Here is a 24,002-nt window from a genome sequence, read left to right as displayed (position 1 = left end):
GACCAGCGCATTAACCCTCGGTGATACCCGCGATCAGCTCGTCCGCCGCCCGGTACGGATCCAACTCCCCCGCCACGATCCGCTCCGCCAGCGCGCCGAGCCGGCGATCCCCGTGCAGGTCGCCGATGCGGGCCCGCAGGGCCGTGACCGCGATCGTCTCGACCTCGCGGGCGGCACGGGCCGCGCGGCGCTCCGCGAGGACGCCGTGCTCCTCCATCCACGCCCGGTGCTTCTCCAGGGCCTCCACGACCTCGTCGATGCCCTCGGCGCGGGAGGCGACCGTCTTGACGATCGGGGGGCGCCAGTCGCCGGGGCCGCGGGACTCGCCGAGGCCGAGCATGTGGTTCAGCTCGCGGGCGGTGGCGTCGGCGCCGTCCCGGTCCGCCTTGTTGACGACGTAGACATCGCCGATCTCCAGGATTCCGGCCTTCGCCGCCTGGATGCCGTCGCCCATGCCCGGGGCCAGCAGCACCACGCTCGTGTCCGCCTGGGAGGCGATCTCGACCTCCGACTGGCCGACCCCGACCGTCTCCACCAGGATCACGTCGCAGCCCGCCGCGTCGAGGACACGGATGGCCTGCGGGGCGGACCAGGCGAGGCCGCCGAGGTGGCCGCGGGTGGCCATCGAGCGGATGTAGACGCCGGGGTCGGAGGAGTGGTCCGACATGCGGACGCGGTCGCCGAGCAGGGCACCGCCCGAGAAGGGCGAGGACGGGTCGACGGCCAGGACGCCGACCCGTCTGCCCTGCTTGCGGTACGCCGTGACCAGCGCGGACGTCGACGTCGACTTGCCGACGCCCGGCGATCCGGTGAGGCCGACGACGTACGCCCCGCCGGTCAGCGGGGCGAGCGCCGCCATGACCTCCCTGAGCTGGGGGGACGCCCCCTCCACCAGGGAGATCAGCCGGGCCACGGCCCGCGGCCGGCCTTCCCTGGCCTGGGCCACCAGCGAGGCGACGTCCTGCATCACAGCTCCGTTCCCTTGCCGACGTGCGATAAGTACTGCCGCTCAGGCCTTGGGTACCCGCACGATCAGCGCGTCACCCTGACCGCCGCCGCCGCACAGCGCCGCCGCGCCGACCCCGCCGCCGCGCCGCTTCAGCTCCAGGGCCAGGTGCAGCACGAGCCGGGCGCCCGACATGCCGATGGGATGGCCCAGGGCGATGGCCCCGCCGTTGACGTTCACCTTTTCCGTGGACACCCCGAGGTCCTTCATTGACTGGACCGCGACGGCGGCGAAGGCCTCGTTGATCTCGATGAGGTCGAGGTTCTCGACCTCCAGGCCCTCCTTCTTCAGGGCGTGCAGGATCGCGTTCGACGGCTGCGACTGGAGGGAGTTGTCGGGTCCCGCCACATTGCCGTGGGCGCCGATCTCGGCGATCCACTCCAGGCCCAGCTCCTGCGCCTTGGTCTTGCTCATCACGACCACGGCCGCCGCACCGTCCGAGATCTGGGAAGAGGTGCCCGCGGTGATCGTGCCGTCCTTGGTGAACGCGGGGCGCAGCTTGCCGAGCGACTCGACCGTGGTCTCCGCGCGGATGCCCTCGTCCTTGCTGAAGACGACGGACTCGCCCCTGCGCTGCGGGATCTCGATCGGGGTGATCTCGGCCTCGAAGACGCCGTTCTGCTGCGCGGCGGCGGCCCGCTGGTGGGACAGGGCGGCCACCGAGTCCTGCTCCGGCCGCGCGATGCCGAGCCGCGTGTTGTGCTTCTCCGTCGACTCGCCCATCGCGATGTTCTCGAAGGCGTCGGTCAGGCCGTCGTAGGCCATCGCGTCGAGCATCTCGATCGCGCCGTACTTGTATCCCTCGCGGGACTTGGGGAGCAGGTGCGGGGCGTTGGTCATGGACTCCTGGCCGCCCGCGACGATCACGTCGAACTCACCCGCACGGATGAGCTGGTCGGCGAGAGCGATGGCGTCGAGGCCCGACAGACACACCTTGTTGATGGTGAGCGCCGGGACGCCCATGGGGATGCCCGCCTTGACGGCGGCCTGGCGTGCCGGGATCTGCCCTGCCCCGGCCTGGAGCACCTGGCCCATGATCACGTACTGCACCTGGTCGCCACCGATACCCGCACGGTCGAGGGCGGCCTTGATCGCGAAGCCGCCGAGGTCGGCTCCGGAGAAGGACTTCAGGGAGCCCAGCAACCGTCCCATGGGCGTCCGGGCGCCCGCGACGATCACCGAGGTCGTGCTGTTCGTTCCAGACATGAGGTGCGATCCCCTTCCAGCGTGTTTCAGCTGAGGAGTGAACGAGGGTTTACTTGAAATGTACTGAGCGGTAGACCACCCCGTCATCGGGCCGTCGGTGTGATCGCGCGCACGTTGCGTAACCACCCGGCGAGCGCTGCACTACCTACATGCTGACGCGAATCGACCACATCGGGATCGCCTGCTTCGACCTCGACAGGACCGTCGAGTTCTACCGGGCCACGTACGGCTTCGAGGTGTTCCACTCCGAGGTCAACGAGGAGCAGGGCGTACGCGAGGCCATGTTGAAGATCAACAACACGGACGACGGCGGCGCCTCCTACCTCCAGCTCCTCGAACCCACCCGCGAGGACTCCGCCGTGGGCAAGTGGCTGGCGAAGAACGGCGAGGGGGTCCACCACATCGCCTTCGGTACGGCGGACGTCGACACGGACTCCGAGGACATCCGGGGCAAGGGCGTACGCGTTCTGTACGACGAGCCCCGGCGCGGCTCCATGGGGTCCCGGATCACGTTCCTGCATCCAAAGGATTGCCATGGCGTACTGACAGAACTGGTCACTTCGGCGCCTGTTGAGTCACCTGAGCACTGACCCTCGTACATATGGGCCGGTAGGGTTGGGGTCGGTCGTCGCTCGCAACCAGGGCAACGGCATGCCGGGGTCCGGTTTCGGGGGGCGAGCGTCGGGGCAGCAGCCCGTGCTCGGCCGTTGATCTGACACCATTCCCCGGGAGCCCCGTTCGGCGGACGGACGGAGCTCGTTGGAGTAAACCGCGACCAGGGGACGGATGGGACCGCGCAGTGCGGGGCTACGAACGCCAGGAGCGAGAGCCGGCGGCTGACGTCGACCACCTCTCTCGGTTCGAGGCCGAGATGGAGCGGCTGAAGACCGAGCGGGAAAAGGCGATCCAGCATGCCGAGGACCTCGGCTACCAGGTCGAGGTGTTGCGCGCCAAGCTGCACGAGGCGCGCCGCACCCTCATGTCCCGGCCGGCTTACGACGGCGGTGACATCGGCTATCAGGCCGAGCAGATGCTCCGTAACGCCCAGATCCAGGCCGACCAGCTGCGTCAGGACGCCGAGCGGGAGCTGAGCCAGGCCCGCGCGCAGACCCAGCGCATCCTCCAGGAGCACGCGGAGAACGCGGCCCGCCTCCAGGCGGAGCTGCACCAGGAGGCGGTCACCCGGCGCCAGCAGCTCGACCAGGAGCTGTCGGAGCGCCGGCAGACCGTCGAGTCGCACGTCAACGAGAACGTGGCGTGGGCGGAGCAGCTGCGCGCCCGCTCCGAGTCCCAGGCCCGCCGTCTCGTGGAGGAGTCGCGGACCGAGGCCGACCAGGCCCTGGCCGCCGCCCGCGCCGAGGCCGAGCGGGTCGCCGCCGAGGCCCGCCAGCGGCTGGAGATGGACGCCGAGGCCTCCCGCGCCGAGGCCGAGCAACTGCTGCGCCGCGCCCGCACGGACGCCGAGCGACTGCTGAACGCGGCCTCCAGCCAGGCCCAGGAGGCCACCGACCACGCCGAGCAGCTGCGCAGCTCCACGGTCAACGAGTCGGACAGCGCCCGCCGCCAGGCCACCGAGATGAGCCGGGCCGCCGAGACGCGCATGGCCGAGGCCGAAACCTCACTGCGTGAAGCGCGCCTGGAGGCGGAGAAGGTCCTCTCGGAGGCCAAGGAGGCCGCCGCAAAGGCCCTCGCGAGCGCCGAGTCGGCCAACGAGCAGCGCACACGGACGGCGAAGGAGCAGGTCGCCCGGCTGGTCACGGAGGCCACCAAGGAGGCCGAGACCACCAAGTCGGACGCCGAGCAGATCGTCGCCGACGCCCAGGCCAAGGCCGACAAGATCGTCGCGGAGGCGGAGGAGAACGCCCGCAGCCTCACCGCTGAGGAGACCGCCTCCCAGCTCGCCAAGGCCGCCAGGACCGCCGAGGACGTCCTCGACAAGGCGTCCGAGGAGGCCAAGAACACCACGAAGGCCGCCACCGAGGAGGCCGAGCGCATCCGCTCCGAGGCGGAGGCCGAGGCCGACCGGCTGCGCGCCCAGGCGCACGACATCGCCGAACAGCTCAAGGGCACGGCGAAGGACGACACCAAGGAATACCGCGCCAAGACGGTCGAACTGCAGGAGGAGGCCCGCCGGCTGCGCGGCGAGGCCGAGCAGCTGCGCGCCGACGCGGTCGGCGAGGGCGAGCGCATCCGCGCCGAGGCCCGCCGCGAGGCCGTCCAGCAGATCGAGGAGGCGGCCAAGACCGCCGAGGAACTGCTGTCCAAGGCACGGGCCGACGCCGACGAGCTGCGCCAGACCGCCACCACGGACAGCGAGAAGGTCCGCACCGAGGCCATCGAGCGCGCCACCACCCTGCGCCGGCAGGCCGAGGAGACCCTCGACCGCACCCGCAAGGAGGCGGAGCGGCACCGCTCGGACGTCATCGAGCAGTCCGAGGGCATCAAGGCCGACGCCGAACAGGCGGCGCGCGATCTGCGCGACGAGACCGAGCGGGCCATAGAGGCACGCCGTGAGGAGGCCGCCGAGGGCCTGACGCGGCTGCACACGGAGACCGAGGAGCGGCTCGCCGCGGCCGAGCAGGCGCTGACCGACGCCCGCGAGGAGGCCGAGCGGATCCGCCGCGAGGCCGCCGAGGAGACGGAGCGCCTGCGCGGCGAGGCCGCCGACCGCATCCGCTCCCTCCAGGCGCAGGCCGACGCGGAGGCCGACCGGCTGCGCAACGAGGCCGCCGCCGACGCGTCCGCCTCCCGCGCCGAGGGCGAGGCCATCGCCGTACGCCTGCGGTCAGAGGCCTCCGCGGAGGCGGAGCGGCTCAAGACCGAGGCGCAGGACACCGCCGACCGGGTCCGCGCGGAGGCGCAGGCCGCCGCCGAGCGGCTGGCCACGGAGGCCTCCGAGACGCTGGCCGCCGCCCAGGAGGAGGCCGTACGGCGTCGTCGTGAGGCGGAGGAGCTGCTCGGGTCGGCCCGTGAGGAGGCCGGGCAGGAGCGCGAGCGGGCCCGCGAGCAGAGCGAGGAGCTGCTGGCCTCGGCGCGCAACCGCGTCGAGGAGGCACAGGCCGAGGCGGTACGGCTGGTCGAGGAGGCCGACCGGCACGCCACCGAGATGGTGTCGGGCGCCGAGCAGCACGCCCAGCAGGTACGGGACTCCGTCGCCGGGCTGCACGAGGTGGCCCAGGAGGAGATCCAGGGACTCAGGTCGGCCGCCGAGCACGCGGCGGACCGTACCCGGCGCGAGGCGCAGGAGGAGGCGGACCGGGTCCGCGCCGACGCCTACAGCGAGCGGGAGCGGGCCACCGAGGACGCGGGCCGGCTCCGGCGCCGGGCGACCGAGGAGACGGACGCCGCCAAGGCCCTCGCCGAGCACACCGTCTCGGACGCGATCGCGGAGTCCGAGCGGCTGCGCTCCGAGGCCGCCGAGCACGCCCAGCGGGTGCGCACGGAGGCGTCGGACGCGATCGCGCAGGCCGACCAGGACGCGGCGCGGGCCCGGGCGGACGCCCGCGAGGACGCCAACCGCATCCGTTCGGACGCGGCGACGCAGGCCGACACCCTCATCACCGAGGTGACGGCGGAGGCGGAGCGGCTCCAGACGGAGACGATCAACGAGGCCGAGCGGGTGCGGTCCGAGGCCGTGGCCAAGGCCGAGAAACTCATCTCGGACGCGACCGGGGACGCGGAGCGGCTGCGCGCCGAGGCCGCCGAGACGGTCGGTGCCGCGCAGTTGCACGCCGAGCGGACCCGGAGCGAGTCCGCGCGTCTCAAGGCGGAGACGGCGGCCGATGCCGAGCGGGTCACCTCGGCGGCGCGCGAGGAGTCCGAGCGGACGCTGGACGAGGCCCGCAAGGAAGCCAACAAACGGCGCTCCGAGGCGGCCGAGCAGGTCGACACCCTCATCACGGAGACGGCGGCGGAGGCCGACAAGCTGCTCAGCGAGGCGCAGCAGCAGGCGCAGAAGACGACGGCGGACGCCGAGGCGCAGGCCGACTCCATGGTCGGCGCGGCCCGCACCGAGGCGGACCGGCTGGTGTCCGAGGGCACGGTCGAGGGCAACTCCCGGGTGGAGCGGGCCCGTACGGACGCGGACGAGCTGCTCGTCGGCGCGCGCCGGGACGCCACCGCCATAAGGGAGCGCTCCGAGGAGCTGCGCGACCGCATCACGACCGAGATCGAGAACCTGCACGAGCGGGCCCGCCGGGAGTCGGCCGAGACGATGAGGTCGGCCGGCGACCGCTGCGACGCGCTCATCAAGGCGGCCGAGGAGCAGCTCGGCAAGGCCCAGATGAAGGCCAAGGAACTGGTCTCGGAGGCCAACTCCGAGGCGGGCAAGGTCCGTATCGCCGCCGTGAAGAAGGCCGAGGGTCTCCTCAAGGAGGCCGAGCAGAAGAAGTCCACGCTCATCCGTGAGGCCGAGGAGCTGAAGGCGGAGGCGATCCGCGAGGCCCGCCGCACGGTCGAGGAGGGCAAGCGCGAACTCGACGTGCTGGTCCGCCGCCGCGAGGACATCAATGCCGAAATCTCCCGTGTCCAGGACGTCCTTGAGGCGTTGGAGTCTTTCGAGGCCCCTACGGCGGCCAAGGACGGCGGGGTCAAGGCGGGAGCCGCGGCGGGCGCAACACGTTCGGGTGGCAAGTCCGTCGAAGGCTAGGGCACGTCCGTCGAAGGTTGAGAAGACCCTGTGAGGTTCGGGGTGTTCTGGGGCCTTTGAGCAAATCTTTGGCAAGCGGTCCGACGGTTAGCCACTCAAAAGGGGTGTCATTCTCCAGATCAAACACGCATCCGCTCGATGACACACCGCTTCGGCCCCTAGGATTCCCCCTATCACCTCACCGGTCTCATTCGACAGGAACCCCATGAGCGACACTTCCCCCTACGGCTTCGAGCTTGTGCGGCGTGGGTACGACCGCGCTCAGGTGGACGAACGCATCTCGAAGCTCGTCTCCGACCGTGACAGCGCTCTGGCTCGTATCACTGCTCTTGAAAAGCGCATCGAGGAGCTCCACCTCGAAACGCAGAACGCCGCGGCCCAGGTAAGCGACGCCGAGCCGTCGTACGCCGGGCTCGGCGCGCGGGTCGAGAAGATCCTCCGCCTCGCCGAGGAAGAGGCCAAGGATCTGCGCGAGGAGGCCCGGCGCGCGGCCGAGCAGCACCGCGAACTCGCGGAGTCCGCTGCTCAGCAGGTCCGCAACGACGCAGAATCGTTCGCTGCGGAGCGCAAGGCCAAGGCGGAGGACGAGGGCGTCCGGATCGTCGAGAAGGCCAAGAGCGACTCCGCCCAGCTGCGTGGCGAGGCCCAGAAGGACGCGCAGCAGAAGCGCGAGGAGGCCGACGCCCTCTTCGAGGAGACCCGCGCCAAGGCCGCGCAGGCCGCCGCCGACTTCGAGACGAACCTCGCCAAGCGGCGCGAGCAGTCCGAGCGCGACCTGGCGTCCCGTCAGCAGAAGGCCGAGAAGCGCCTCGCGGAGATCGAGCACCGCGCGGAGCAGCTCCGGCTGGAGGCCGAGAAGCTGCGTACGGACGCCGAGCGCCGCGCCCGTCAGACGGTGGAGACGGCTCAGCGCCAGGCCGAGGACATCGTGGCCGACGCGAACGCCAAGGCCGACCGCATCCGTTCGGAGTCCGAGCGCGAGCTGGCCGCCCTCACCAACCGTCGCGACAGCATCAACGCGCAGCTGACGAACGTGCGCGAGATGCTCGCCACGCTCACCGGCGCCGCGGTGGCCGCCGCGAGCTCGCCGGTCGAGGACGAGCCGATCTCTCGTGGAGTTCCGGCTCAGCAGTCCCGGTAAGCAGGTATCTGTCGTACGGCTGAGGCCCGTATTCCCTTCGGGGGGTGCGGGCCTCAGCCGTGTCCCGGCCGTATCAGGCCGCGTCTCGGCCGTGCCCGGCCAGCAGGGGCAGGTACACGTCGTCGACGATCCCGACGAGGGTGGCGTCGGCGACCAGGTCACGGGAGAGGAACATCTCGTAACGCAGCAGTTCCGCGGGGACGGTGACGACCCGTCGGGGCAGGTCGGCGGTGGGGATCTCGCCCCGCCGCACGGCCCGTTGAAGCAGCGTCAGCAGGATGTCGTGCATGATCCCGAAGACCTTCGGATCCAGATCGGTCGCCTCCGCGAGCAGGCCCCGGATGACGTCCGGGCCGAGTTCCCGCTGCCGTTCGACCATCAGCCGCAGCAGGCTCAGCAGGTCGGACCGCAGCTCCCCGGTGTCGGGAACCTGGTCGACGATGAAGCCGGTGCGGTGCGGCAGGGCGGCCTTGACGAGTTCGGCGCGGTTGGCCCACCGCCGGTAGAGGACCTGCTTACCGGTCCTGGCGCGGGCCGCGACGCCCTCCATGGTGAGGCGGGCATAGCCGACCTCGGCCAGCTCCTCCCATACGGCGTCCAGGATGTCGGCCTCCAGGGCGGCCCCGCGCCGCCGCGTCTGCTCTCCGGTCATCCCCGGCACCTCCCACTAGGAGACCTTGCGTCTCCTATCGAGTCCAGCCTATCGTGGCCCTTTAGAGACGCAACGTCTCTAAAGGGGGTCTCACCTTGCCTGCCACCACCGTCCGCTCCTCCGAACGCCTGGACCCCGCCGTCCGCAAACTCGCCGGCGTCCTCGTCCTCGGCGCCCTCGCCCCGCTCCTCGACAGCACGATCGTCTCCATCGCCCTGCACTCCCTGGGCCACGACCTGAACGCCTCCACGACGAGCCGATGGGGGTCCCCCCACGCCTTTAAGGCAGTGGGGGAGGGTGAGCACCGCCTATCTCCTGGCCCTCGCCACAGTCGTCCCGGTCTCCGGCTGGGCCGTCGAACGCTTCGACTCCCGGCAGGTCTGGCTCGGCGCGCTGACCCTGTTCCTCGCCGGATCGCTGCTCTGCGGACTCGCCTGGAACATCGGCTCGTTGATCGCCTTCCGGGTCGTCCAGGGCATCGGCGGCGGACTGCTGCTGCCCGTCATGCAGACCCTGGTGATGCGAGCCACCGGCGGTCGCCCCCTCGGCCGCCTGATGGCGGCGATCACCCTGCCCGTCGTGGTCGTACCGATCCTCGGCCCGGTCTTCGGCGGCCTGATCGTCGGCCACCTGAGCTGGCGCTGGATCTTCTACGTCAACCTGCCCGTCTGCCTCGTGGCCCTGGCCCTCGCCTGGCGGGGCGTCCCCAAGGACACCCCTCGCCCCGGCCACCACCTGGACCTGACCGGCCTCCTGCTCCTCTCCCCCGGCCTCGCGACCCTCGTCTACGGCCTCTCCGAGACCGGTGTCGCCCGTGCGACGGCGATCCCCGCGGGCGCCGTACTGATCGCCCTGTTCGCCCGTCACGCGCTGCGCTCCCGCGAACCCCTCGTCGACCTGCGGCTGTTCCGAGACCGCGCGTTCGCCGTCTCCTCGCTGCTGATGTTCCTGAACGGGCTCGCCCTGTTCGGCGGGATGTTCCTGCTCCCCCTCTACTACCAACAGGTGCGCGGTGAGGGCGTGCTCGCGGCCGGGCTGCTGCTGGCGCCGCAGGGGGTGGGCAGTCTGCTGGCCCGGGTCACCGGACCGCTGACCGACCGGCTCGGGCCGCGCCCGGTCGTGGTGGCGGGCATGCTGCTGTGCGTGCTGGGCACCCTCCCCTTCATCCTCGCGCGCCCCGGTGCCGTACTGCTCACCGTCGCGCTGGTCGTGCGCGGGCTGGGGATGAGCGCGGCCAACATGGCCGTCATGGTGGGCGCGTACCAGGGTCTCGACCGCGCCCGTATCCCGCACGCGAGCACGACCGTCCGGATCGTGCAGCAGCTCGGCGGCGGTGTCGGCACCGCCGTACTGGCGACGGTCCTCGCGCACGGGCACGGCACCACGGCCTTCCCGCACGCGTTCGCCTGGGCGACGGCGTTCACCGTTGTTGCCTGCCTCGTCGGGCTCTGTTTGCCCGTTCGGGTGGCATCCGCCGAACGGCCGTCTTAGCGTGGCCGCATGATCGAGCTCTCGGGGCTGACCAAGCGGTACGGCGACAAGGTGGCGGTGAACAACCTCACCTTCGCCGTGCGGCCGGGTATCGTCACGGGCTTCCTCGGCCCGAACGGCGCCGGCAAGTCGACGACCATGCGCATGATGCTCGGTCTCGACCGGCCGACCGCAGGTGACGTACGCATCGACGGCCAGCGCTACGACCACCTCAAGGACCCGCTGAAGTACATCGGCGCCCTCCTCGACGCCAAGGCCATGCACGGCGGGCGCAGCGCCTTCAACCATCTGCTGTGCCTGGCGCAGAGCAACGGCATCCCGAAGAGCCGGGTGCACGAGGTGCTCGACACCGTCGGCCTCACCAGTGTGGCGAAGAAGAAGGCCAAGGGGTTCTCGCTGGGCATGGGGCAGCGGCTCGGTATCGCGGGCGCGCTGCTCGGCGATCCGCGGATCCTGATGTTCGACGAGCCGGTCAACGGGCTCGACCCCGAGGGCATCCACTGGATCCGCAACCTGATGAAGTCCCTTGCCGCACAAGGCCGTACGGTCTTCGTCTCCTCGCACCTGATGAGCGAGATGGCGCTGACGGCCGATCACCTCGTCGTCATCGGCCAGGGCCGGCTCCTCGCCGACACCTCCATGGCCGACTTCATCCAGCAGAACTCGCGGTCGTACGTCCGTATCCGTACCCCGCAGCGCGAGCGGCTGCTCGACGTGCTGCACCAGGCCGGGATCACGGTGGTCGAGTCCGGCAGCGGGGTCCTGGAGGTCGACGGGGGCAGGTCCGAGCAGATCGGTGAGCTGGCCGCGTCGCACCAGCTCGTGCTGCACGAGCTGAGTCCCCAACAGGCCTCCCTGGAGGAGGCGTTCATGCAGTTGACCGCGGAGTCGGTGGAGTACCACGCGCATTCCGACACACCCGCGCCCCTTCCCGCGGCACCTGCGCAGCAGCAGGGCTGGGGCGACGGCTGGAAGAAGGGCTGACATGGCGGCGACCCAGGTCATCCGGTCGGAGTGGACCAAGATCCGTTCCGTGGCGTCGACGGTGTGGACGCTCTCGCTCGCCCTCGTGGTGACGATCGGGCTCGGCATGCTGATCTCGGCGCTGTCGAAGAGCCAGTTCGACGACATGAGCGCCAAGGACAAGCTGTCCTTCGACCCGACGTTCATCAGCTTCGCCGGGATGAGTCTCGGGCAGCTCGCGATGATCGTGTTCGGGGTGCTCGTCGTGTCGAACGAGTACAGCACCGGCATGATCCGCACCTCGCTGGCGGCCGTACCGCAGCGCGGCACCTTCCTGTTCAGCAAGATCGCGGTGGCCACCGGGCTGTGCCTCGTCGTCGGACTCGTGACCAGCTTCGTCACGTTCTTCCTCGGACAGGCGATGCTCGGCTCCCACAAGGCGCAGATCAGCGACCCGGGCGTGCTGCGCGCGGTGATCGGCGGCGGGCTCTACATGACCCTGATCGCGATGTTCTCCATGGGCGTCGCCTCGATGCTGCGCTCGCCGATGCTGTCGCTGGGCATCCTGATGCCGTTCTTCTTCCTCATCTCCAACATCCTCGGCAACGTCTCCGCGACGAAGAAGATCGGCCGCTACCTGCCCGACCAGGCCGGCAGCAAGATCATGCAGGTGGTCACCCCGGTCGACGACTCCACGCCGTACGGACCGTGGGGCGGGCTCGGGATCATGGCGCTGTGGGTGGCGGCGGCGCTCGCCGGGGCCTACGTCCTCCTGAAGCGCCGGGACGCGTAGCTCCACGGCCACGGCTCTACGGCGACAGCTCTACGGCCACAGCTTTACTTTCCCTTGGGCGGAACCGTCAGCGCCCCGATATCCTCCTAACCCTTACGGGGGCGTGTGCCCTGCTGTCCTGATCCTTTCGATGGGTGCGGAGCATGATCGAGGCTGTCGGCCTGACCAAGCGCTACGGCGACAAGACCGCCGTGTACAACCTTTCCTTCCAGGTGCGGCCCGGTGCGGTCACCGGCTTCCTCGGGCCCAACGGTTCGGGCAAGTCGACGACGATGCGCATGATCCTCGGCCTGGACAACCCCACGTCGGGCCAGGTCACGATCGGCGGCTTCCCCTACCGCAAGCTGCCGAACGCGCCCAGACAGGTCGGCGCCCTGCTCGACGCCAAGGCCGTGCACGGCGGCCGGCACGCCCGCAACCACCTGCTGAGCCTGGCCCAGCTGTCGGGCATCCCGGCCCGGCGCGTGGACGAGGTGCTCGGGGTCGTGGGCCTCCAGGACGTGGCGAGAAAGCGTTCCAAGGGCTTCTCCCTCGGCATGGGCCAGCGGCTCGGCATCGCCGCCGCGCTCCTCGGCGACCCGCAGGTGCTGCTGTTCGACGAGCCGGTCAACGGCCTCGACCCCGAGGGCATCCTCTGGGTGCGGAACCTGATGAAGGCGCTCGCGGCGGAGGGCCGTACCGTCTTCGTCTCCTCGCACCTGATGAGCGAGATGGCGCTGACGGCGGACCATCTGATCGTGATCGGGCGCGGGCAGCTGCTCTCGGACATGAGCGTGCGCGACTTCATCTCGGCCAACTCCGCCGACTTCGCGCGCGTGCGCACCCCGGACACCGAGCCCCAGTTGCGCGAGAAGCTGACCTCCGCGCTGACCGAGGCGGGCGGGCACGTGCTGCCCGAGCAGGACGGCGGGCTGCGCGTGACGGGACTGCCGCTGCCGCGCATCAGCGACATCGCGCACGACACGGACGTGCGGCTGTGGGAGCTGTCCCCGCATCAGGCCTCGCTGGAGGAGGCGTACATGCGGATGACACAGGGGGCCGTCGACTACCGCTCGACGACCGACCAGAAGGCCGGCCTGATGCAGCAGCTGCCGCCGGGCGCCCAGCCGCCGATGCCGGTACCGGGACAGGGCCAGCCGGGCTGGTACGCACCGCCGGCCCCGCAGCAGGGCGGCCAGCCGTTCGCCATGGGCCGGCCCCCGGCGCATCCTTACGGCACCCCGAACCCGTACGCCGCCCCTGCGGCGCCCGGCGGGGGCATGCCCGGCCCGTACGGGGCTCCGGCCCCCATGGCCCCGCAGACACCGGCACAGCAGCCTCAGGGCGCGCCGCAGGCCGCGCTCCAGGCGCAGGGTGCGCCGGCGGTTCAGGCCCCGGCCGGCGCTCCTGCCCCCGCTCCGGTCGCGGATGCGATCCCGGCCGCGCCCGTGCCTGCGGTTGAGTCTCCCGGTGCGGCTCCGGCCGCGTCCGCGACTTCGGCCCCGGGCCGGTCCGCGCCCACCCCCTCGGCCGCGCAACCGCCCCAGGCCGCCCCGGCACCGTCCGCGCCCGCTCCGGCGGACGCCGCCCCCGCGCAGCCCGCCTCCCCCGCCGCCGACCTGACCAAGCCCGAGGACGCCCGATGAGTACGCCCCAGCCCCCGATGCCGTCGGCAGCCGTGCCCAACTGGCAGGCGGCGCCCGGTCCTTCGTACGGCGGGTACACCTCGCCGATCCCGGTGGTGCGCACGCATCTCGGGCATGCGCTCGCCTCCGAGTGGACGAAGATCAAGTCGGTGCGTTCGACGCTCTGGACGCTCGGTGTGTTCGTGGTGCTCGTCGTCGGCATCGGTCTGCTCGCCGGCGTCGTGGTCAGCAACTCGTCCTCGGAGCTGCACGGCGAGAACCCGCTCTCCTACGGCTTCTTCGGGCTGCTGCTCGGCTGCATGTGCATCATCACGCTCGGCGTGCTGACCACGGCCTCGGAGTACGGCACCGGCATGATCCGCACGACGATGACCGCGTGCCCGAGCCGCGGCCGGGTCCTCGCGGCGAAGTCGATCGTGTTCTTCGCGGTGGCCTTCGTGGTCACGCTGGTGGCCTCGACGTTCATCGCCTTCGTGGACGCCTCGCTGCTGGAGGGCAACGGCGCGAAGAACCCGTCCGCCTCCGAGTGGCTGAAGGGGACCGTCGGCGTCTCCCTCTACATCGCGCTGCTCGGGCTGCTCTCGCTGATCGTCGGCTCGATCATCCGGCACTCGGCGGGCGCGATCACCATCATGATCGGTGCCGTGCTCGCCCCGCTGGTCATCGCGCTGTTCATGTTCTCGCAGTCGCTGGAGACCGTACGCGAGAAGCTGTTCGAGTACTCGATCCCGAACCAGCTGAGCGTCTTCTACTCCAACTCCCTCACCGAGACCGGCCCGTCGGGCTGGGACCCGCTGTGGATCATCGTGGGGGTGACGGCCGTCGCGTTCGCCGGCGCCGTCGCGCTGCTGGAGAAGCGGGACGTGTGAGACACAACACGTACTAGAACTTCGGCGCGTTCCTGGACCGCTGCACCCGTGTGGTGCGGCGGTCCTTCGCGTTCCAGCACGCCTTGTGCCAGTGCCGGCGCTCGTCGACCCCCGAGTGCTCGGGCCAGGCCACGACGTGCGGGACGCCGGAGGGGATCTGCTGGTCACAGCCGGGGCAGCGGTACGTCTTGCCCTGGGCGCTCGCCCCCGCCACGTGCCGCACACTCCACTCCTCGCCCTGCCAGAGCTCCGTGGACTGCCAGCCGCCGTAGCGGCCCGAGCGGTCGTCGTCGGCACTGGGGCCGGAGGGACCGGACTCCTTGGGTCGGTTGCGACGCGGGGACACAGAACACCTCACGGGGCTATACAGGAGGCAAGGGCTGTGTCCAGCCTACGGGGCGCGCGCAGGGGTATGCGAAGGGCATCAACCCACACAAGTCCCCCTCGGGGCCGCCCATTCTGCAGACAATCCGCAAATCTCTTTGCCAGGCCGTGTCCTCGGCACGTGTCGGGCGGTTATGCCCGGTGGGGGAGCTCCGTGTCGGAGCCAAGGAAGCAGGAAATGCCATGCGCGTCGGAAGTTTTGTGTTGGCGGCCCAGTTCCCGGGGCAGGGCCAGGGGGAGGCCCTGCACCGCGCGGTCCGCTCGGTGGAGGTCGCCGAGGAGGCCGGCCTCGACACGGTCTGGCTGGCCGAGCACCACTTCGTGCCCTACGGCACATGCCCGTCCGCGGTCACCCTGGCCGCCTTGCTGCTGGGCCGCACCCAGCGCATCCGGGTCGGCACCGCGGTCAGCGTACTGCCCACCGTCCACCCGGTCGCCCTCGGCGAGCAGGCGGCGCTGCTGCACGTGACGAGCGGCGGGCGCTTCTCGCTGGGTGTGGGGCGCGGCGGGCCGTGGGTGGACCTGGAGGTGTTCGGCGCGGGCCTCGCGGCGTACGAACAGGGATTCCCGGAATCACTCGATCTGTTGATGAACTGGCTGCGCGAACCGTCGGTCGCGGGCACCGGGGACCGCTTCGCCTTCCGTGAAGTCCCGGTCGTGCCAAGGCCGTCGGAGGCGCTGTCGGACGTGCCGGGCCCCGAGGTCGTCGTCGCCTGCACCTCGCCGGCGAGCGTGCGGCTGGCGGCCGAGCGGGGCCTGCCGATGCTGCTCGGCATGCATGTCGGGGACGAGGAGAAGGCCGAGATGGTCGGCCTGTGGCGGCAGTTGGCGCGGGCGGCCGGGCGGCCGGCGGAGGAGGTCCTCGGCGCGGCCCATGTGTCGGCCGGGGTCTGCCAGATCGCCGACCGGCGCGCGGACGCCGTGGAGGCCCTCGTGAAGGCGATGCCGGGCTGGCTGAAGCAGGGGCTGGAAGCCCATGTGACGGTGGACGACCGCGAGCGCCGGATGCGCGACCCGCTGGCGTACACCGAACTCCTCTGCGGGCTGCACCCGGTGGGCACCCCGCGGCTGTGCGTCGACCGGCTCGCGGCGACCGCCGAGCGGACCGGGATCTCCCGCTTCGCGCTGCTCGTCGAGGGGTCCGGGGACCTCGCGGCGACCGAGGAGAACGTACGGCGGCTCGGTGCCGAGGTGCTCCCCCACCTCGGCTGAACGATCCGCGGGGAGCTTGCCGCCCCAGTACAAAAAGCACCTCCCGCGTACGGAGCGGCAAGCAGTGCGCCGTCGTCCGCGTCAGCAGTCCCTGAACTCCGGGGACTGGTTCAGCAGTTGACTGCGCACCGAGGTGAAGCGGGCCAGCTTCTCGTCGACCGAACCGTCCAACGGGAACACCGCGACCCGGTGGCAGTTCTGGAAGGCCAGCCGTACACCGAAGTGCCGCTGCAGCGCGCCGCGTATCGCGTCACTCGCGAGCGCACGCAGCAACTGACCGCGTGCCTGCTCGTCCGGCGGCGGCGTCTGGTTGTCGGCGAACGCACCGCCGTCGACCTTCAGCTGAGCCACCAGGGAGCTGATCATCTCCCATGCGTAAGGCAGGGAGGTCCGGACGCAGTCGACGAATTCAGCTTCGTCGACCTCGCCTCGCTCGGCCTTTTCGAGTAGGGCCGGTGAGACGTCGAGCGACATGGGTTCTCCTCTCGCACCCCCAGCTCGCGGGGGTTGCCGGACAGGTAAGGGAGTTCGCGATGACGAACACGCTGCGTACATGTCTCGCGACCTCCCGTTTATACGGTAGGCAACGGAGGGTGGCGGCACCAGGAGAATGCGTACATAGAGAACTCTCAATGGGCCCACAATCGGCCATGAATGAACAAGGGGCGTCAGGGGTTTTCCAGGGCGAATCGCGTGCACCCACGCCCGTCGAGTAGCGTTGCGGACCATGCGTCTCGTCATTGCCCGGTGTTCAGTGGACTACGCGGGCCGGCTCACCGCCCACCTCCCCTCCGCCCCCCGTCTCATCCTGGTGAAGGCGGACGGCAGCGTCTCGATCCACGCGGACGACCGGGCCTACAAGCCCCTCAACTGGATGTCGCCGCCCTGCACGCTGAAGGAGGGTTCCGGGGACGACGAGGGCGTCTGGACCGTCATCAACAAGGCGGGCGAGAAGCTCATCATCACGATGGAGGAGATCCTCCACGACTCCTCGCACGAACTCGGCGTGGACCCCGGCCTGATCAAGGACGGCGTGGAAGCACACCTCCAGGAGCTGCTCGCCGACCGCATCGACACCCTCGGCGACGGCTACACGCTGATCCGCCGCGAGTACATGACGGCCATCGGCCCGGTCGACATCCTGTGCCGGGACGCCGAGGGCCAGACCGTCGCGATCGAGATCAAGCGGCGCGGCGAGATCGACGGCGTGGAGCAACTCACGCGCTATCTGGAGCTGTTGAACCGCGACCCCCATCTCGCCCCGGTCCGCGGCATCTTCGCCGCCCAGGAGATCAAGCCCCAGGCCCGCGTCCTCGCCACCGACCGCGGCATCGGCTGCACGGTCCTGGACTACGACGCCCTGCGCGGCATCGAGGACGACAAGCTGCGCCTGTTCTGAACAGACGTCGCCCGACACTGACTTCGCACGACTTCGACTACGCCGAAAAGGGCCGGTTCCGATCATCGGAGCCGGCCCTTTCGCTTCGTACGGGGTGTCAGATCACGGCACCCGAAGCGGCGCTGCTCGCGGGGGCGGCCGAACTGGTCGTGTCGACGGGGGCGCTGGAGGAGGCCGCGCCGCTCGCCGAGGTGTCAGTGGCCGGCGCACTGGACGAGTCCGACGGCGACGGCGTCGTGGTGTCCGTCGGCGGAGTAGTGGTCGGCGACGCCGGAGTGGTCGGAGTCGTCGGCTTCGACGTGGACGGGCTCGGCGAAGAAGGCCTCGTCGTCGTGGACCTGGACGGTGTCGGCGACGTGGGCCTGCCGCTCGTCCCACTCGGGTTGTCCGAAGGGGTGCCGCTGCTCGACGGGGGCGTCGGGTCGTCCGACGTGCCGTAGGTCCCGTCGGGGCCCGGGTCGGTCGGGCTGCTGGTCGCCGAACCCGGGTCGCTCTTGTCGCCCTTCTTCGCCGGGTCCGCGCCGAGGCTGTCGTCGGAGTTTCCCTGGCTGGCGGACGGGTTGACGCCCACCTTGTCGGACGGGTTGTCGGCGTTGTTGTTGGACGTGGCGCCGAGGGTGACGACCGTGCCGAGGACGGCGGCGAGCAGGACGCCCGCGCCGGCCGCGACGAGGTTGCGCCGGGCGTAGCCGCGCAGCCCGCCCCTGGCCTTGTTGTGGGGCGTCGGGGCCGAGGCCTGGTGGGAGACGAGGGTGTACGTCTCGCCGGGCGACTGGAGCGGCGGGAAGGGCGCCGGTGTCCCGCCGGGCGGCGAGGCCGACTCCTCGTAGCGCGCGTCCGGCACTTCCTCGCCGGCCGTGGAGACGAGGCCGAGCGTGATGCCCGAGCGGTCGGCGACCAGGGCGAGGGCACGGCGGCCCGCGACGGTGCCGCGCTTGTCGGCGGCGGCCTCGCGCAGGCCGAGGGAGGTCTCCAGTTCGGCACGGGCCCGGTCGAGGTCGCCCCCGCAGAGCGCGAGGACGCCCAACTCGTGGTGGAAGTAGGCCTGTTCGCCCACGACCCCGGCGAGTTCGGCGGCCTCGGCGCCGGAGCGCAGCGCCCGCTCCCAGGCGCTCCAGTGCAGTCCGGCGGCGAACGCGGGCGCTGCCGTACGGGCGAGTTCGACGGTGGCGCTCTCCTCGCCCTCGCCGGGCGGTGTCGTCGCCGGTACGAGGGCGGTGAGCGCGGCGAGCAGGGCGTCCGCCTCGGCGCACACGCGCTCGGGTGTGACCGAGGGGTGTCCGGCCCACCAGGAGTAGTGCAGGGCGGCGATGAGGGCGCCGGAGTCGACGTCGTCGCCGTATCCGGCGGCCTCCAGCTGGGTCTGGACGCCGGCGGCGAGCCGGTAGCGGGAGCCGACCGGGGAGACCAGTCCGCAGCCGGCGAGTTCGCCGAGGGCGGCGTCCGCGTGGGTGTCGCCGACGAGTGCGGGCAGATGCGCCTGGTGCGGCACCTCGCCGCCGAGCGCGACGGCGAAGCGCAGGGTGGCGCGGGCCGAGTTGCTGAGCCGGGAGGCGAGCAGCGAGGCGGGCGCGGCGGCCTCGCCGAGGGACGGCAGGGGTACGGCGTCTTCCTCGTCGGCGTCGAGCGCCGTGTCGAAGGACGCGTCGGCCGGGAGCGCGTCCTGGAAGACGCCGAACTCCTCGACGGCGCTGGTGCCGACGCGCAGTTCGTCGCGCTGCCGGAGCAGGGCGCCGGCCTGGACGAAGCGCAGGGGCAGGCCCTCGGACTCGAAGTAGAGGTCGCCCGCCCAGTTGGCCTCCTCCTCGGTGAGGACGCGGCCCACGGCCCGCTCCAGGACCTCCACGGCACCGGGCCTGGCCAGACCGCCGAGGAAGACCTCCTCGATCGCGGAGTCCGCGGACGGCGCCGGTACCTCCGGGGTGGCGGCGATCAGGAAGGCGCACTCGGGCGTCGCGTCGAGCAGCTCGTCCAGGGCGGTGGCGCCGAACTCGATGTCGTCGAGGACGACGACCGCGCCGATCTCCCGCGTCAGGGCGAGCAGTTCCTCCCGGTCGGGCCGGTGCAGGGGCGCGTCGTAGACGGCGTAGAAGAGGTCGTAGAGCAGGTCGGTCGCCGTGCGGTGGAAGCCGGTGAGGCGGATCACGCCGTCGGGGGCGAGGTCCAGGCAGTCGTCGGCGACGAGGTCGAGCAGGCTGGTGCGGCCCGAGCCGGAGGGGCCGGTGAGGCGCACGGAACGGCCGCGGGCGAGGAGTCGTACGAGACGCTCGCGCTCCTCCTGGCGTTCCAGGAGCGGCAGTTCGGGGCGGTTCAGGCCGGGCGGGACGGGCGGTTTGGCCGCGCGGTCGGTCTCGGCGCGGTCGGCGGCGCCGAGCTTCACGGGCCGGTCGGGGCGCTGCCCGGGCGGGCAGGCCTCGATCTCGCTGCCGTCGACGGGGTTGACGGTGAGCAGGAAGTCACCGGTGACCAGCTGCACGGTGCGGGCGAGTGCCGGTGTGTGCTGGCCGAAGTCGGGTGTGAGGGGTTCCCGGGGCGGGCGCTGGGGCGACGCGGTGCCGTCGCCGTCATGGCCGTACTCCTCGGGTCCCCGGTCGATCGGGTCCATAGGTCCAAGCCCCCCAAAAGCGTCGTGTGCGGGTCGACAGGACCCAAGGCCCCTCCCGGCCTTGTGCACACCGCGCTGTCGCTTCTGGTCCGGGCCCGCTCGAAGGGTTGTCATGCAGCGGGCGACCGAACCCTAAACCTTCGCACAGTATCTACGACAGGGCGGGGTACCGCGCCGTCCGAGACGTCACAGTCTCGTGAGGATTGTGCTCGGCGGACGTCACACCCTGGGAAGCGACTCCACCCCGATGCCGCCCTCGATGGCGAGGATGCGGTGCAGCCGGGTGGCCACCAGCAGGCGCTGCATCTGCGGCGGTACACCGCGCAGCACCAGGCGGCGACCGCAGCGGCCGGCCCGTCGATGGGCTCCCATGATGACGCCGAGGCCGGTGGCGTCCCAGGAATCGAGCTCGGACAGGTCCAGCACCAGATCGCCGACTCCGTCGTCGACGGCCGAGTGCAGGACCGTACGGGCGTCCGCCGCGCTGCGGACGTCGAGGCGGCCCCCGACGACCAGCTCGACGTGGTCGCCCCTGATGTACATATGCGCTCCCCGTGAGTGCGGTGACGTACTCCGTAGTGGTCGGTTGACGCAACCGATGCAAGCACTGACTGCGTGAAGTGCCGAGAAGTTGCCGTCTGTGAGCGAACCGATACCGAATTCACCCCTGGGTGTGATGGGTCAGGGGCGTGTGCGGTCTCAGTGCTTGTAGAAGCCCTGCCCGCTCTTGCGGCCGATGTCACCGGCGTCCACCATTCGGCGCATCAGCTCCGGCGGGGCGAACTTCTCGTCCTGTGACTCGGTGTAGATGTTGCTGGTCGCGTGCAGCAGGATGTCGACGCCGGTGAGGTCCGCCGTGGCCAGCGGGCCCATCGCGTGACCGAAGCCCAGCTTGCAGGCGAGGTCGATGTCCTCGGCGGTGGCGACACCCGACTCGTACAGCTTCGCCGCCTCGACGACGAGCGCCGAGATGAGACGGGTCGTCACGAAGCCGGCCACGTCACGGTTGACGACGATGCAGGTCTTGCCGACGGATTCGGCGAACTCCCGCGCGGTGGCGAGGGTTTCGTCGCTCGTCTTGTAGCCGCGCACGAGTTCGCACAGCTTCATCATCGGTACCGGTGAGAAGAAGTGCGCGCCCACCACGCGCTCCGGACGCTCCGTCACGGCCGCGATCTTCGTGATCGGGATGGCGGAGGTGTTGGAGGCGAGGACGGCGTCCTCCCGGGCGATCTTGTCGAGCGCGCGGAAGATCTCGTGCTTGACTTCCAGCTTCTCGAAGACGGCCTCGACGACGATGTCCGCGTCGGCGACGGCGTCGAGGTCGGTGGTCGCCGTGATGCGTCCCAGGGCCGCGTCGGCGTCGTGCGCCTCCAGCTTCCCCTTGCTCACGAACTTGTCGTACGAGGCCTTGACGCCGTCGGTGCCACGCTTCAGGGCCTCGTCGGTGACATCGCGCAGAACGACGTCCCAGCCCGCCTGCGCGGAGACCTGGGCGATACCGGAACCCATGAGTCCGGCGCCGATGACGGCAAGCTTCCGTGCCACTGTGCGACTCCCCTTTGAAACGCTTACAGCGTGTATCCGTATGCCTCTCGGCGGACACTAGCGAAGGTGCGGCGCTGTGTGACCGGTAAGTAACGCGCGTCACGTCTCATCTGACGGACATCACACCGGCACGGGGCATTCGACCGCCCGTACGGCCTAGTTGAGCATCGCCCTGCCCTGACTACGCTGGCCGCATGGTCAATCTGACGCGCATCTACACCAGGACCGGCGACCAGGGCACCACCGCCCTCGGCGACATGAGCCGGGTCGCCAAGACCGACGTCCGGATCTCGGCGTACGCCGACGCCAACGAGGCGAACGCCGCGATCGGCACGGCGATCGCACTGGGCGGCCTGGACGAGGAGATCGTCAAGGTCCTCGTCCGCGTCCAGAACGACCTGTTCGACGTGGGCGCCGATCTCTCCACACCGGTCGTCGAGAAGCCGGAGTTTCCGCCGCTGCGGGTCGAGCAGTTCTACATCGACAAGCTGGAGGCGGACTGCGACCACTTCAACGACCGCCTGGAGAAGCTCCGTTCCTTCATCCTTCCGGGCGGCACACCGGGCGCGGCCCTGCTCCACCAGGCCTGCACGGTCGTACGACGGGCCGAGCGCTCGACCTGGTCGGCCCTGGAGGTCCACGCGGAGGTGATGAACCCCCTGACCGCGACCTACCTCAACCGCCTGTCGGACCTCCTGTTCATCCTCGCCCGCACGGCCAACAAGGCGGCGGGGGACGTGCTGTGGGTGCCGGGGGGCGAGCGCTAGGGCCTGTCCTGGTCGCCGACGGGCAGGCCTACGGAGTCCCAGGCCGCGAGGACGGCGCGGTGCTCCTCGCCGTCCTCGCCGTAGCGGGCGACGGCGGCGTGGGCGGTGCGCCGGGCCCAGTCCTCGAAGGTCGGGGTCTCCATGGCCTCGCCGGAGGTGAGCGCGTCCCACCAGACGCGTCCCGCGCGCTCCCAGGCCCTGCCGCCGAGTGCCGCGGCGAGAAGGTAGAAGGCGTGGCCGGGGATACCGCTGTTCAGGTGGACGCCTCCGTTGTCCGCCTCGGTCTCCACGTACCCGCGCATGTGGTCCGGCTGCGGGTCCCTGCCGAGCAGTTCGTTGTCGTACGCGGTGCCCGGGGCCTTGAGGGAGCGCAACGCCTGTCCGCCCGCCGAGGGCACGACCAGTCCCCCGGCGACCAGCCAGTCGGCCTCGTCCGCGCTCTGCCCCAGCTTGTACTGCCTGGCGAGTTGGGCGAGGACGTCGCGTACCGAGAGAGTGAGCGCGCCGCTCTGTCCGTGGAAGGTCCACGCCAGCTCGGGCAGTCCCGCCACGGCCTCGACCACCACCACGTCGAGGCACTGCGTGAAGCGCCCGAAGCGCTCCTGGTCCCCGTCGCCGAAGACCATGAGCTCGCCGTTCCAGAACGCGTTGTTGTACGCCACGTCGTAGTGCACGACGGCTGCCAGGGGGCCGTTCCGCCCGCTGATCGTGGCCCGCCCGAACACCTCGGACAGGAACGTGGACGCGGCGACCATCCCGTCGTACGCCTCGTCGACCGCGGGATCACCGGTGGGCGGCAGACCGGTGTACCGCACCGGCCGGAGCCGGTCGAGGGTGTCGCCGCCCGCCGCGTCGAACACGACATGGGCCGCGACCTGATCCGCCGGGCGCCGCAGCCGCAGCCCGCCGTCCTTCAGGGTCACCCCCGGTCCGCCCCCGAAGTCCAGCGCGAGTGCCTCCTCGCGGGTGAGCCGCTCCAGCAGCGCCAGCGGGGGCACCACTCCTGACGTCATCAGCGGGTCCGCCGCGTAACCCGCGCCCGGCCGCCCGCGCCGCAGTCGCCGTGTCCAGGCCACGATCTGCTCGCGGGACACCTGTGCCAGCGCGCCGATCCTCTCGATGGCGGCGGCGATCTGCTCCACCTCGCCGGCCAGCCACCGGTCCCGGGCGGCGGGCGAGAGGGCGTCGTCCGCGAGGAACGGCAGCAGTTCCAGGGCCTCGTAGCCGCGGTGCACCGTCTCGAAGACCCGTACGTCGCGCCGCCGGGCCAGCACCGCGCCCTGGCTGTCCCAGGCCGCGCGGGACAGGGTGGGTGCCACCCAGTGGCCGGTCTGCCGGAAGTACGCGACCGCCGCGCTGTCCCGGGTCAGCTCGGCGTAGATGAGCCGCGCCGCCGTCCGCAGCCGGTTCCGGGTCCGCAGCCAGGCCCCGCCCGCGGTGGCCAGCGCGCCGCCCGCCGTACCGATCAGCGTCGCCAGCAGAGTGCTGTCCATGGCCGCATGGTCCGGGTCGGCCACGGGTTCCGCCAAGTGCGCTTCGGACGTATTTCTCCTCCGTCGGCGGCCCCAAGCGGCCGTGGCCGCGCGGGAGTTGGGGATCCAGCACACCAACACCCAAGTGGTCCAGACCTATTGACCCGTGGTCCAGACCTTTCTATTCTCACGGCACTGTGGGTGCGAAGGCTCAGTCGCAC

The 24,002-nt window shown here is 71.0% G+C and carries 21 protein-coding genes; 12 read left to right on the top strand and 9 right to left on the bottom strand.

Annotated features, from left to right (window positions below; all coding sequences use genetic code 11):
- Nucleotides 1–10 precede the first annotated feature (10 nt).
- Together meaB and ACIQBL_RS05050 are read right to left on the bottom strand one after the other, a co-directional pair.
- On the bottom strand, nucleotides 11–967 hold the full coding sequence (meaB, locus tag ACIQBL_RS05055; RefSeq protein WP_401936878.1) for a methylmalonyl Co-A mutase-associated GTPase MeaB: 957 nt from the start codon (nucleotides 965–967) through the stop codon (nucleotides 11–13).
- Between the two features lie 42 nt (nucleotides 968–1,009).
- Nucleotides 1,010–2,212 carry an acetyl-CoA C-acetyltransferase gene (locus ACIQBL_RS05050; protein ID WP_401936875.1) on the bottom strand — a complete coding sequence of 401 codons (1,203 nt, stop codon included), beginning with the start codon at nucleotides 2,210–2,212 and terminating at the stop codon, nucleotides 1,010–1,012.
- Nucleotides 2,213–2,361: 149 nt separating this feature from the next.
- Between ACIQBL_RS05050 and mce the strand changes: the two genes are divergently transcribed.
- The 3 genes from mce to ACIQBL_RS05035 all read left to right on the top strand — a co-directional run bounded on the left by mce (nucleotide 2,362) and on the right by ACIQBL_RS05035 (nucleotide 8,001).
- Nucleotides 2,362–2,802 (top strand): methylmalonyl-CoA epimerase, encoded by a 441-nt coding sequence (mce, locus tag ACIQBL_RS05045; protein ID WP_401936873.1) that lies wholly within the window; start codon nucleotides 2,362–2,364, stop codon nucleotides 2,800–2,802.
- 209 nt (nucleotides 2,803–3,011) lie between these two features.
- On the top strand, nucleotides 3,012–6,860 hold the full coding sequence (gene scy / locus ACIQBL_RS05040) for a polarized growth protein Scy (protein ID WP_401936871.1): 3,849 nt from the start codon (nucleotides 3,012–3,014) through the stop codon (nucleotides 6,858–6,860).
- Nucleotides 6,861–7,065: 205 nt separating this feature from the next.
- Nucleotides 7,066–8,001, top strand: coding sequence for a cellulose-binding protein (locus tag ACIQBL_RS05035; RefSeq protein WP_019060749.1), 936 nt, complete (start codon nucleotides 7,066–7,068; stop codon nucleotides 7,999–8,001).
- 73 nt (nucleotides 8,002–8,074) lie between these two features.
- Here ACIQBL_RS05035 and ACIQBL_RS05030 read toward each other — a convergent pair whose 3' ends face one another.
- The gene (locus ACIQBL_RS05030) at nucleotides 8,075–8,653 is read right to left on the bottom strand and encodes a TetR/AcrR family transcriptional regulator (protein WP_401936869.1); all 579 of its coding nucleotides are present in this window, start codon (nucleotides 8,651–8,653) and stop codon (nucleotides 8,075–8,077) included.
- A 297-nt stretch (nucleotides 8,654–8,950) separates the two neighbouring features.
- On the opposite strand from ACIQBL_RS05030, the gene ACIQBL_RS05025 reads away from it, so the two are divergent.
- From ACIQBL_RS05025 to ACIQBL_RS05005, 5 genes are all read left to right on the top strand, one after another.
- Nucleotides 8,951–10,144: an MDR family MFS transporter gene (locus ACIQBL_RS05025; protein ID WP_401936866.1), complete on the top strand. Its 1,194-nt coding sequence runs from the start codon at nucleotides 8,951–8,953 to the stop codon at nucleotides 10,142–10,144.
- Nucleotides 10,145–10,153: 9 nt separating this feature from the next.
- Complete coding sequence (locus ACIQBL_RS05020; RefSeq protein ID WP_401936863.1) at nucleotides 10,154–11,128, top strand: ABC transporter ATP-binding protein; 975 nt, start codon at nucleotides 10,154–10,156, stop codon at nucleotides 11,126–11,128.
- 1 nt (nucleotide 11,129) lies between these two features.
- Nucleotides 11,130–11,900: an ABC transporter permease gene (locus ACIQBL_RS05015; RefSeq protein ID WP_401936860.1), complete on the top strand. Its 771-nt coding sequence runs from the start codon at nucleotides 11,130–11,132 to the stop codon at nucleotides 11,898–11,900.
- A gap of 143 nt (nucleotides 11,901–12,043) precedes the next feature.
- Complete coding sequence (locus tag ACIQBL_RS05010) at nucleotides 12,044–13,525, top strand: ATP-binding cassette domain-containing protein (RefSeq protein WP_401936855.1); 1,482 nt, start codon at nucleotides 12,044–12,046, stop codon at nucleotides 13,523–13,525.
- Complete coding sequence (locus tag ACIQBL_RS05005) at nucleotides 13,522–14,394, top strand: ABC transporter permease subunit (RefSeq protein ID WP_401936854.1); 873 nt, start codon at nucleotides 13,522–13,524, stop codon at nucleotides 14,392–14,394. The genes ACIQBL_RS05010 and ACIQBL_RS05005 overlap by 4 nt, the downstream gene beginning before the upstream one ends.
- Nucleotides 14,395–14,407: 13 nt before the next feature.
- Here the strand turns inward: ACIQBL_RS05005 and ACIQBL_RS05000 are convergent, their stop codons facing one another.
- Entirely contained in the window at nucleotides 14,408–14,740 is a 333-nt protein-coding gene (locus ACIQBL_RS05000; protein ID WP_401936851.1) for an ATP/GTP-binding protein, read from the bottom strand.
- Between the two features lie 221 nt (nucleotides 14,741–14,961).
- Here ACIQBL_RS05000 and ACIQBL_RS04995 point away from each other — a divergent pair, with 221 nt between their 5' ends.
- A complete protein-coding gene (locus ACIQBL_RS04995; RefSeq protein WP_401936849.1) occupies nucleotides 14,962–15,990 on the top strand; it encodes an LLM class flavin-dependent oxidoreductase in 1,029 nt (342 codons plus the stop codon).
- Between the two features lie 81 nt (nucleotides 15,991–16,071).
- Here ACIQBL_RS04995 and ACIQBL_RS04990 read toward each other — a convergent pair whose 3' ends face one another.
- On the bottom strand, nucleotides 16,072–16,464 hold the full coding sequence (locus ACIQBL_RS04990; RefSeq protein ID WP_317887470.1) for an SCO5389 family protein: 393 nt from the start codon (nucleotides 16,462–16,464) through the stop codon (nucleotides 16,072–16,074).
- Nucleotides 16,465–16,717: 253 nt separating this feature from the next.
- Here ACIQBL_RS04990 and nucS point away from each other — a divergent pair, with 253 nt between their 5' ends.
- Entirely contained in the window at nucleotides 16,718–17,389 is a 672-nt protein-coding gene (nucS, locus tag ACIQBL_RS04985) for an endonuclease NucS (protein ID WP_401936848.1), read from the top strand.
- A 97-nt stretch (nucleotides 17,390–17,486) separates the two neighbouring features.
- On the opposite strand, the gene ACIQBL_RS04980 is transcribed toward nucS, so the two are convergent.
- The 3 genes from ACIQBL_RS04980 to ACIQBL_RS04970 all read right to left on the bottom strand — a co-directional run bounded on the left by ACIQBL_RS04980 (nucleotide 17,487) and on the right by ACIQBL_RS04970 (nucleotide 21,542).
- Complete coding sequence (locus ACIQBL_RS04980) at nucleotides 17,487–19,994, bottom strand: ATP-binding protein (RefSeq protein WP_401936845.1); 2,508 nt, start codon at nucleotides 19,992–19,994, stop codon at nucleotides 17,487–17,489.
- A 219-nt stretch (nucleotides 19,995–20,213) separates the two neighbouring features.
- On the bottom strand, nucleotides 20,214–20,537 hold the full coding sequence (locus tag ACIQBL_RS04975) for an STAS domain-containing protein (protein ID WP_393620160.1): 324 nt from the start codon (nucleotides 20,535–20,537) through the stop codon (nucleotides 20,214–20,216).
- Nucleotides 20,538–20,693: 156 nt separating this feature from the next.
- Nucleotides 20,694–21,542, bottom strand: a complete 849-nt coding sequence (locus ACIQBL_RS04970; protein WP_401936843.1) for a 3-hydroxyacyl-CoA dehydrogenase family protein — start codon at nucleotides 21,540–21,542, stop codon at nucleotides 20,694–20,696.
- A gap of 194 nt (nucleotides 21,543–21,736) precedes the next feature.
- Between ACIQBL_RS04970 and ACIQBL_RS04965 the strand changes: the two genes are divergently transcribed.
- Nucleotides 21,737–22,309 carry a cob(I)yrinic acid a,c-diamide adenosyltransferase gene (locus tag ACIQBL_RS04965; RefSeq protein WP_401936841.1) on the top strand — a complete coding sequence of 191 codons (573 nt, stop codon included), beginning with the start codon at nucleotides 21,737–21,739 and terminating at the stop codon, nucleotides 22,307–22,309.
- Here the strand turns inward: ACIQBL_RS04965 and ACIQBL_RS04960 are convergent.
- Nucleotides 22,306–23,802, bottom strand: a complete 1,497-nt coding sequence (locus ACIQBL_RS04960; protein ID WP_401936839.1) for a M4 family metallopeptidase — start codon at nucleotides 23,800–23,802, stop codon at nucleotides 22,306–22,308. The two genes, ACIQBL_RS04965 and ACIQBL_RS04960, sit on opposite strands and share 4 nt — an antisense overlap.
- Here ACIQBL_RS04960 and ACIQBL_RS04955 point away from each other — a divergent pair.
- Nucleotides 23,801–23,944 carry a hypothetical protein gene (locus ACIQBL_RS04955; protein WP_401936836.1) on the top strand — a complete coding sequence of 48 codons (144 nt, stop codon included), beginning with the start codon at nucleotides 23,801–23,803 and terminating at the stop codon, nucleotides 23,942–23,944. The two genes, ACIQBL_RS04960 and ACIQBL_RS04955, sit on opposite strands and share 2 nt — an antisense overlap.
- Nucleotides 23,945–24,002: the final 58 nt, after the last annotated feature.

It is taken from the genome of Streptomyces sp. NPDC088350, assembly GCF_044753545.1.
Taxonomy (GTDB): Bacteria; Actinomycetota; Actinomycetes; order Streptomycetales; family Streptomycetaceae; genus Streptomyces.
The sequence above is the reverse complement of the archived record's forward strand: the minus strand, read 5'-3'. Positions and strand labels throughout refer to the sequence as shown.

What these genes read in the sequence shown, in the direction of transcription:
- meaB (WP_401936878.1), bottom strand. Translation starts at nt 967, where the DNA reads ATGCAGGACGTCGCCTCGCTGGTGGCCCAGGCCAGGGAAGGCCGGCCG.
- ACIQBL_RS05050 (WP_401936875.1), bottom strand. Translation starts at nt 2,212, where the DNA reads ATGTCTGGAACGAACAGCACGACCTCGGTGATCGTCGCGGGCGCCCGG.
- mce (WP_401936873.1), top strand. Translation starts at nt 2,362, where the DNA reads ATGCTGACGCGAATCGACCACATCGGGATCGCCTGCTTCGACCTCGAC.
- ACIQBL_RS05035 (WP_019060749.1), top strand. Translation starts at nt 7,066, where the DNA reads ATGAGCGACACTTCCCCCTACGGCTTCGAGCTTGTGCGGCGTGGGTAC.
- ACIQBL_RS05030 (WP_401936869.1), bottom strand. Translation starts at nt 8,653, where the DNA reads ATGACCGGAGAGCAGACGCGGCGGCGCGGGGCCGCCCTGGAGGCCGAC.
- ACIQBL_RS05020 (WP_401936863.1), top strand. Translation starts at nt 10,154, where the DNA reads ATGATCGAGCTCTCGGGGCTGACCAAGCGGTACGGCGACAAGGTGGCG.
- ACIQBL_RS05015 (WP_401936860.1), top strand. Translation starts at nt 11,130, where the DNA reads ATGGCGGCGACCCAGGTCATCCGGTCGGAGTGGACCAAGATCCGTTCC.
- ACIQBL_RS05010 (WP_401936855.1), top strand. Translation starts at nt 12,044, where the DNA reads ATGATCGAGGCTGTCGGCCTGACCAAGCGCTACGGCGACAAGACCGCC.
- ACIQBL_RS05005 (WP_401936854.1), top strand. Translation starts at nt 13,522, where the DNA reads ATGAGTACGCCCCAGCCCCCGATGCCGTCGGCAGCCGTGCCCAACTGG.
- ACIQBL_RS04995 (WP_401936849.1), top strand. Translation starts at nt 14,962, where the DNA reads ATGCGCGTCGGAAGTTTTGTGTTGGCGGCCCAGTTCCCGGGGCAGGGC.
- ACIQBL_RS04990 (WP_317887470.1), bottom strand. Translation starts at nt 16,464, where the DNA reads ATGTCGCTCGACGTCTCACCGGCCCTACTCGAAAAGGCCGAGCGAGGC.
- nucS (WP_401936848.1), top strand. Translation starts at nt 16,718, where the DNA reads ATGCGTCTCGTCATTGCCCGGTGTTCAGTGGACTACGCGGGCCGGCTC.
- ACIQBL_RS04980 (WP_401936845.1), bottom strand. Translation starts at nt 19,994, where the DNA reads ATGGACCCGATCGACCGGGGACCCGAGGAGTACGGCCATGACGGCGAC.
- ACIQBL_RS04975 (WP_393620160.1), bottom strand. Translation starts at nt 20,537, where the DNA reads ATGTACATCAGGGGCGACCACGTCGAGCTGGTCGTCGGGGGCCGCCTC.
- ACIQBL_RS04965 (WP_401936841.1), top strand. Translation starts at nt 21,737, where the DNA reads ATGGTCAATCTGACGCGCATCTACACCAGGACCGGCGACCAGGGCACC.
- ACIQBL_RS04955 (WP_401936836.1), top strand. Translation starts at nt 23,801, where the DNA reads ATGGCCGCATGGTCCGGGTCGGCCACGGGTTCCGCCAAGTGCGCTTCG.
- ACIQBL_RS04960 (WP_401936839.1), bottom strand. Translation starts at nt 23,802, where the DNA reads ATGGACAGCACTCTGCTGGCGACGCTGATCGGTACGGCGGGCGGCGCG.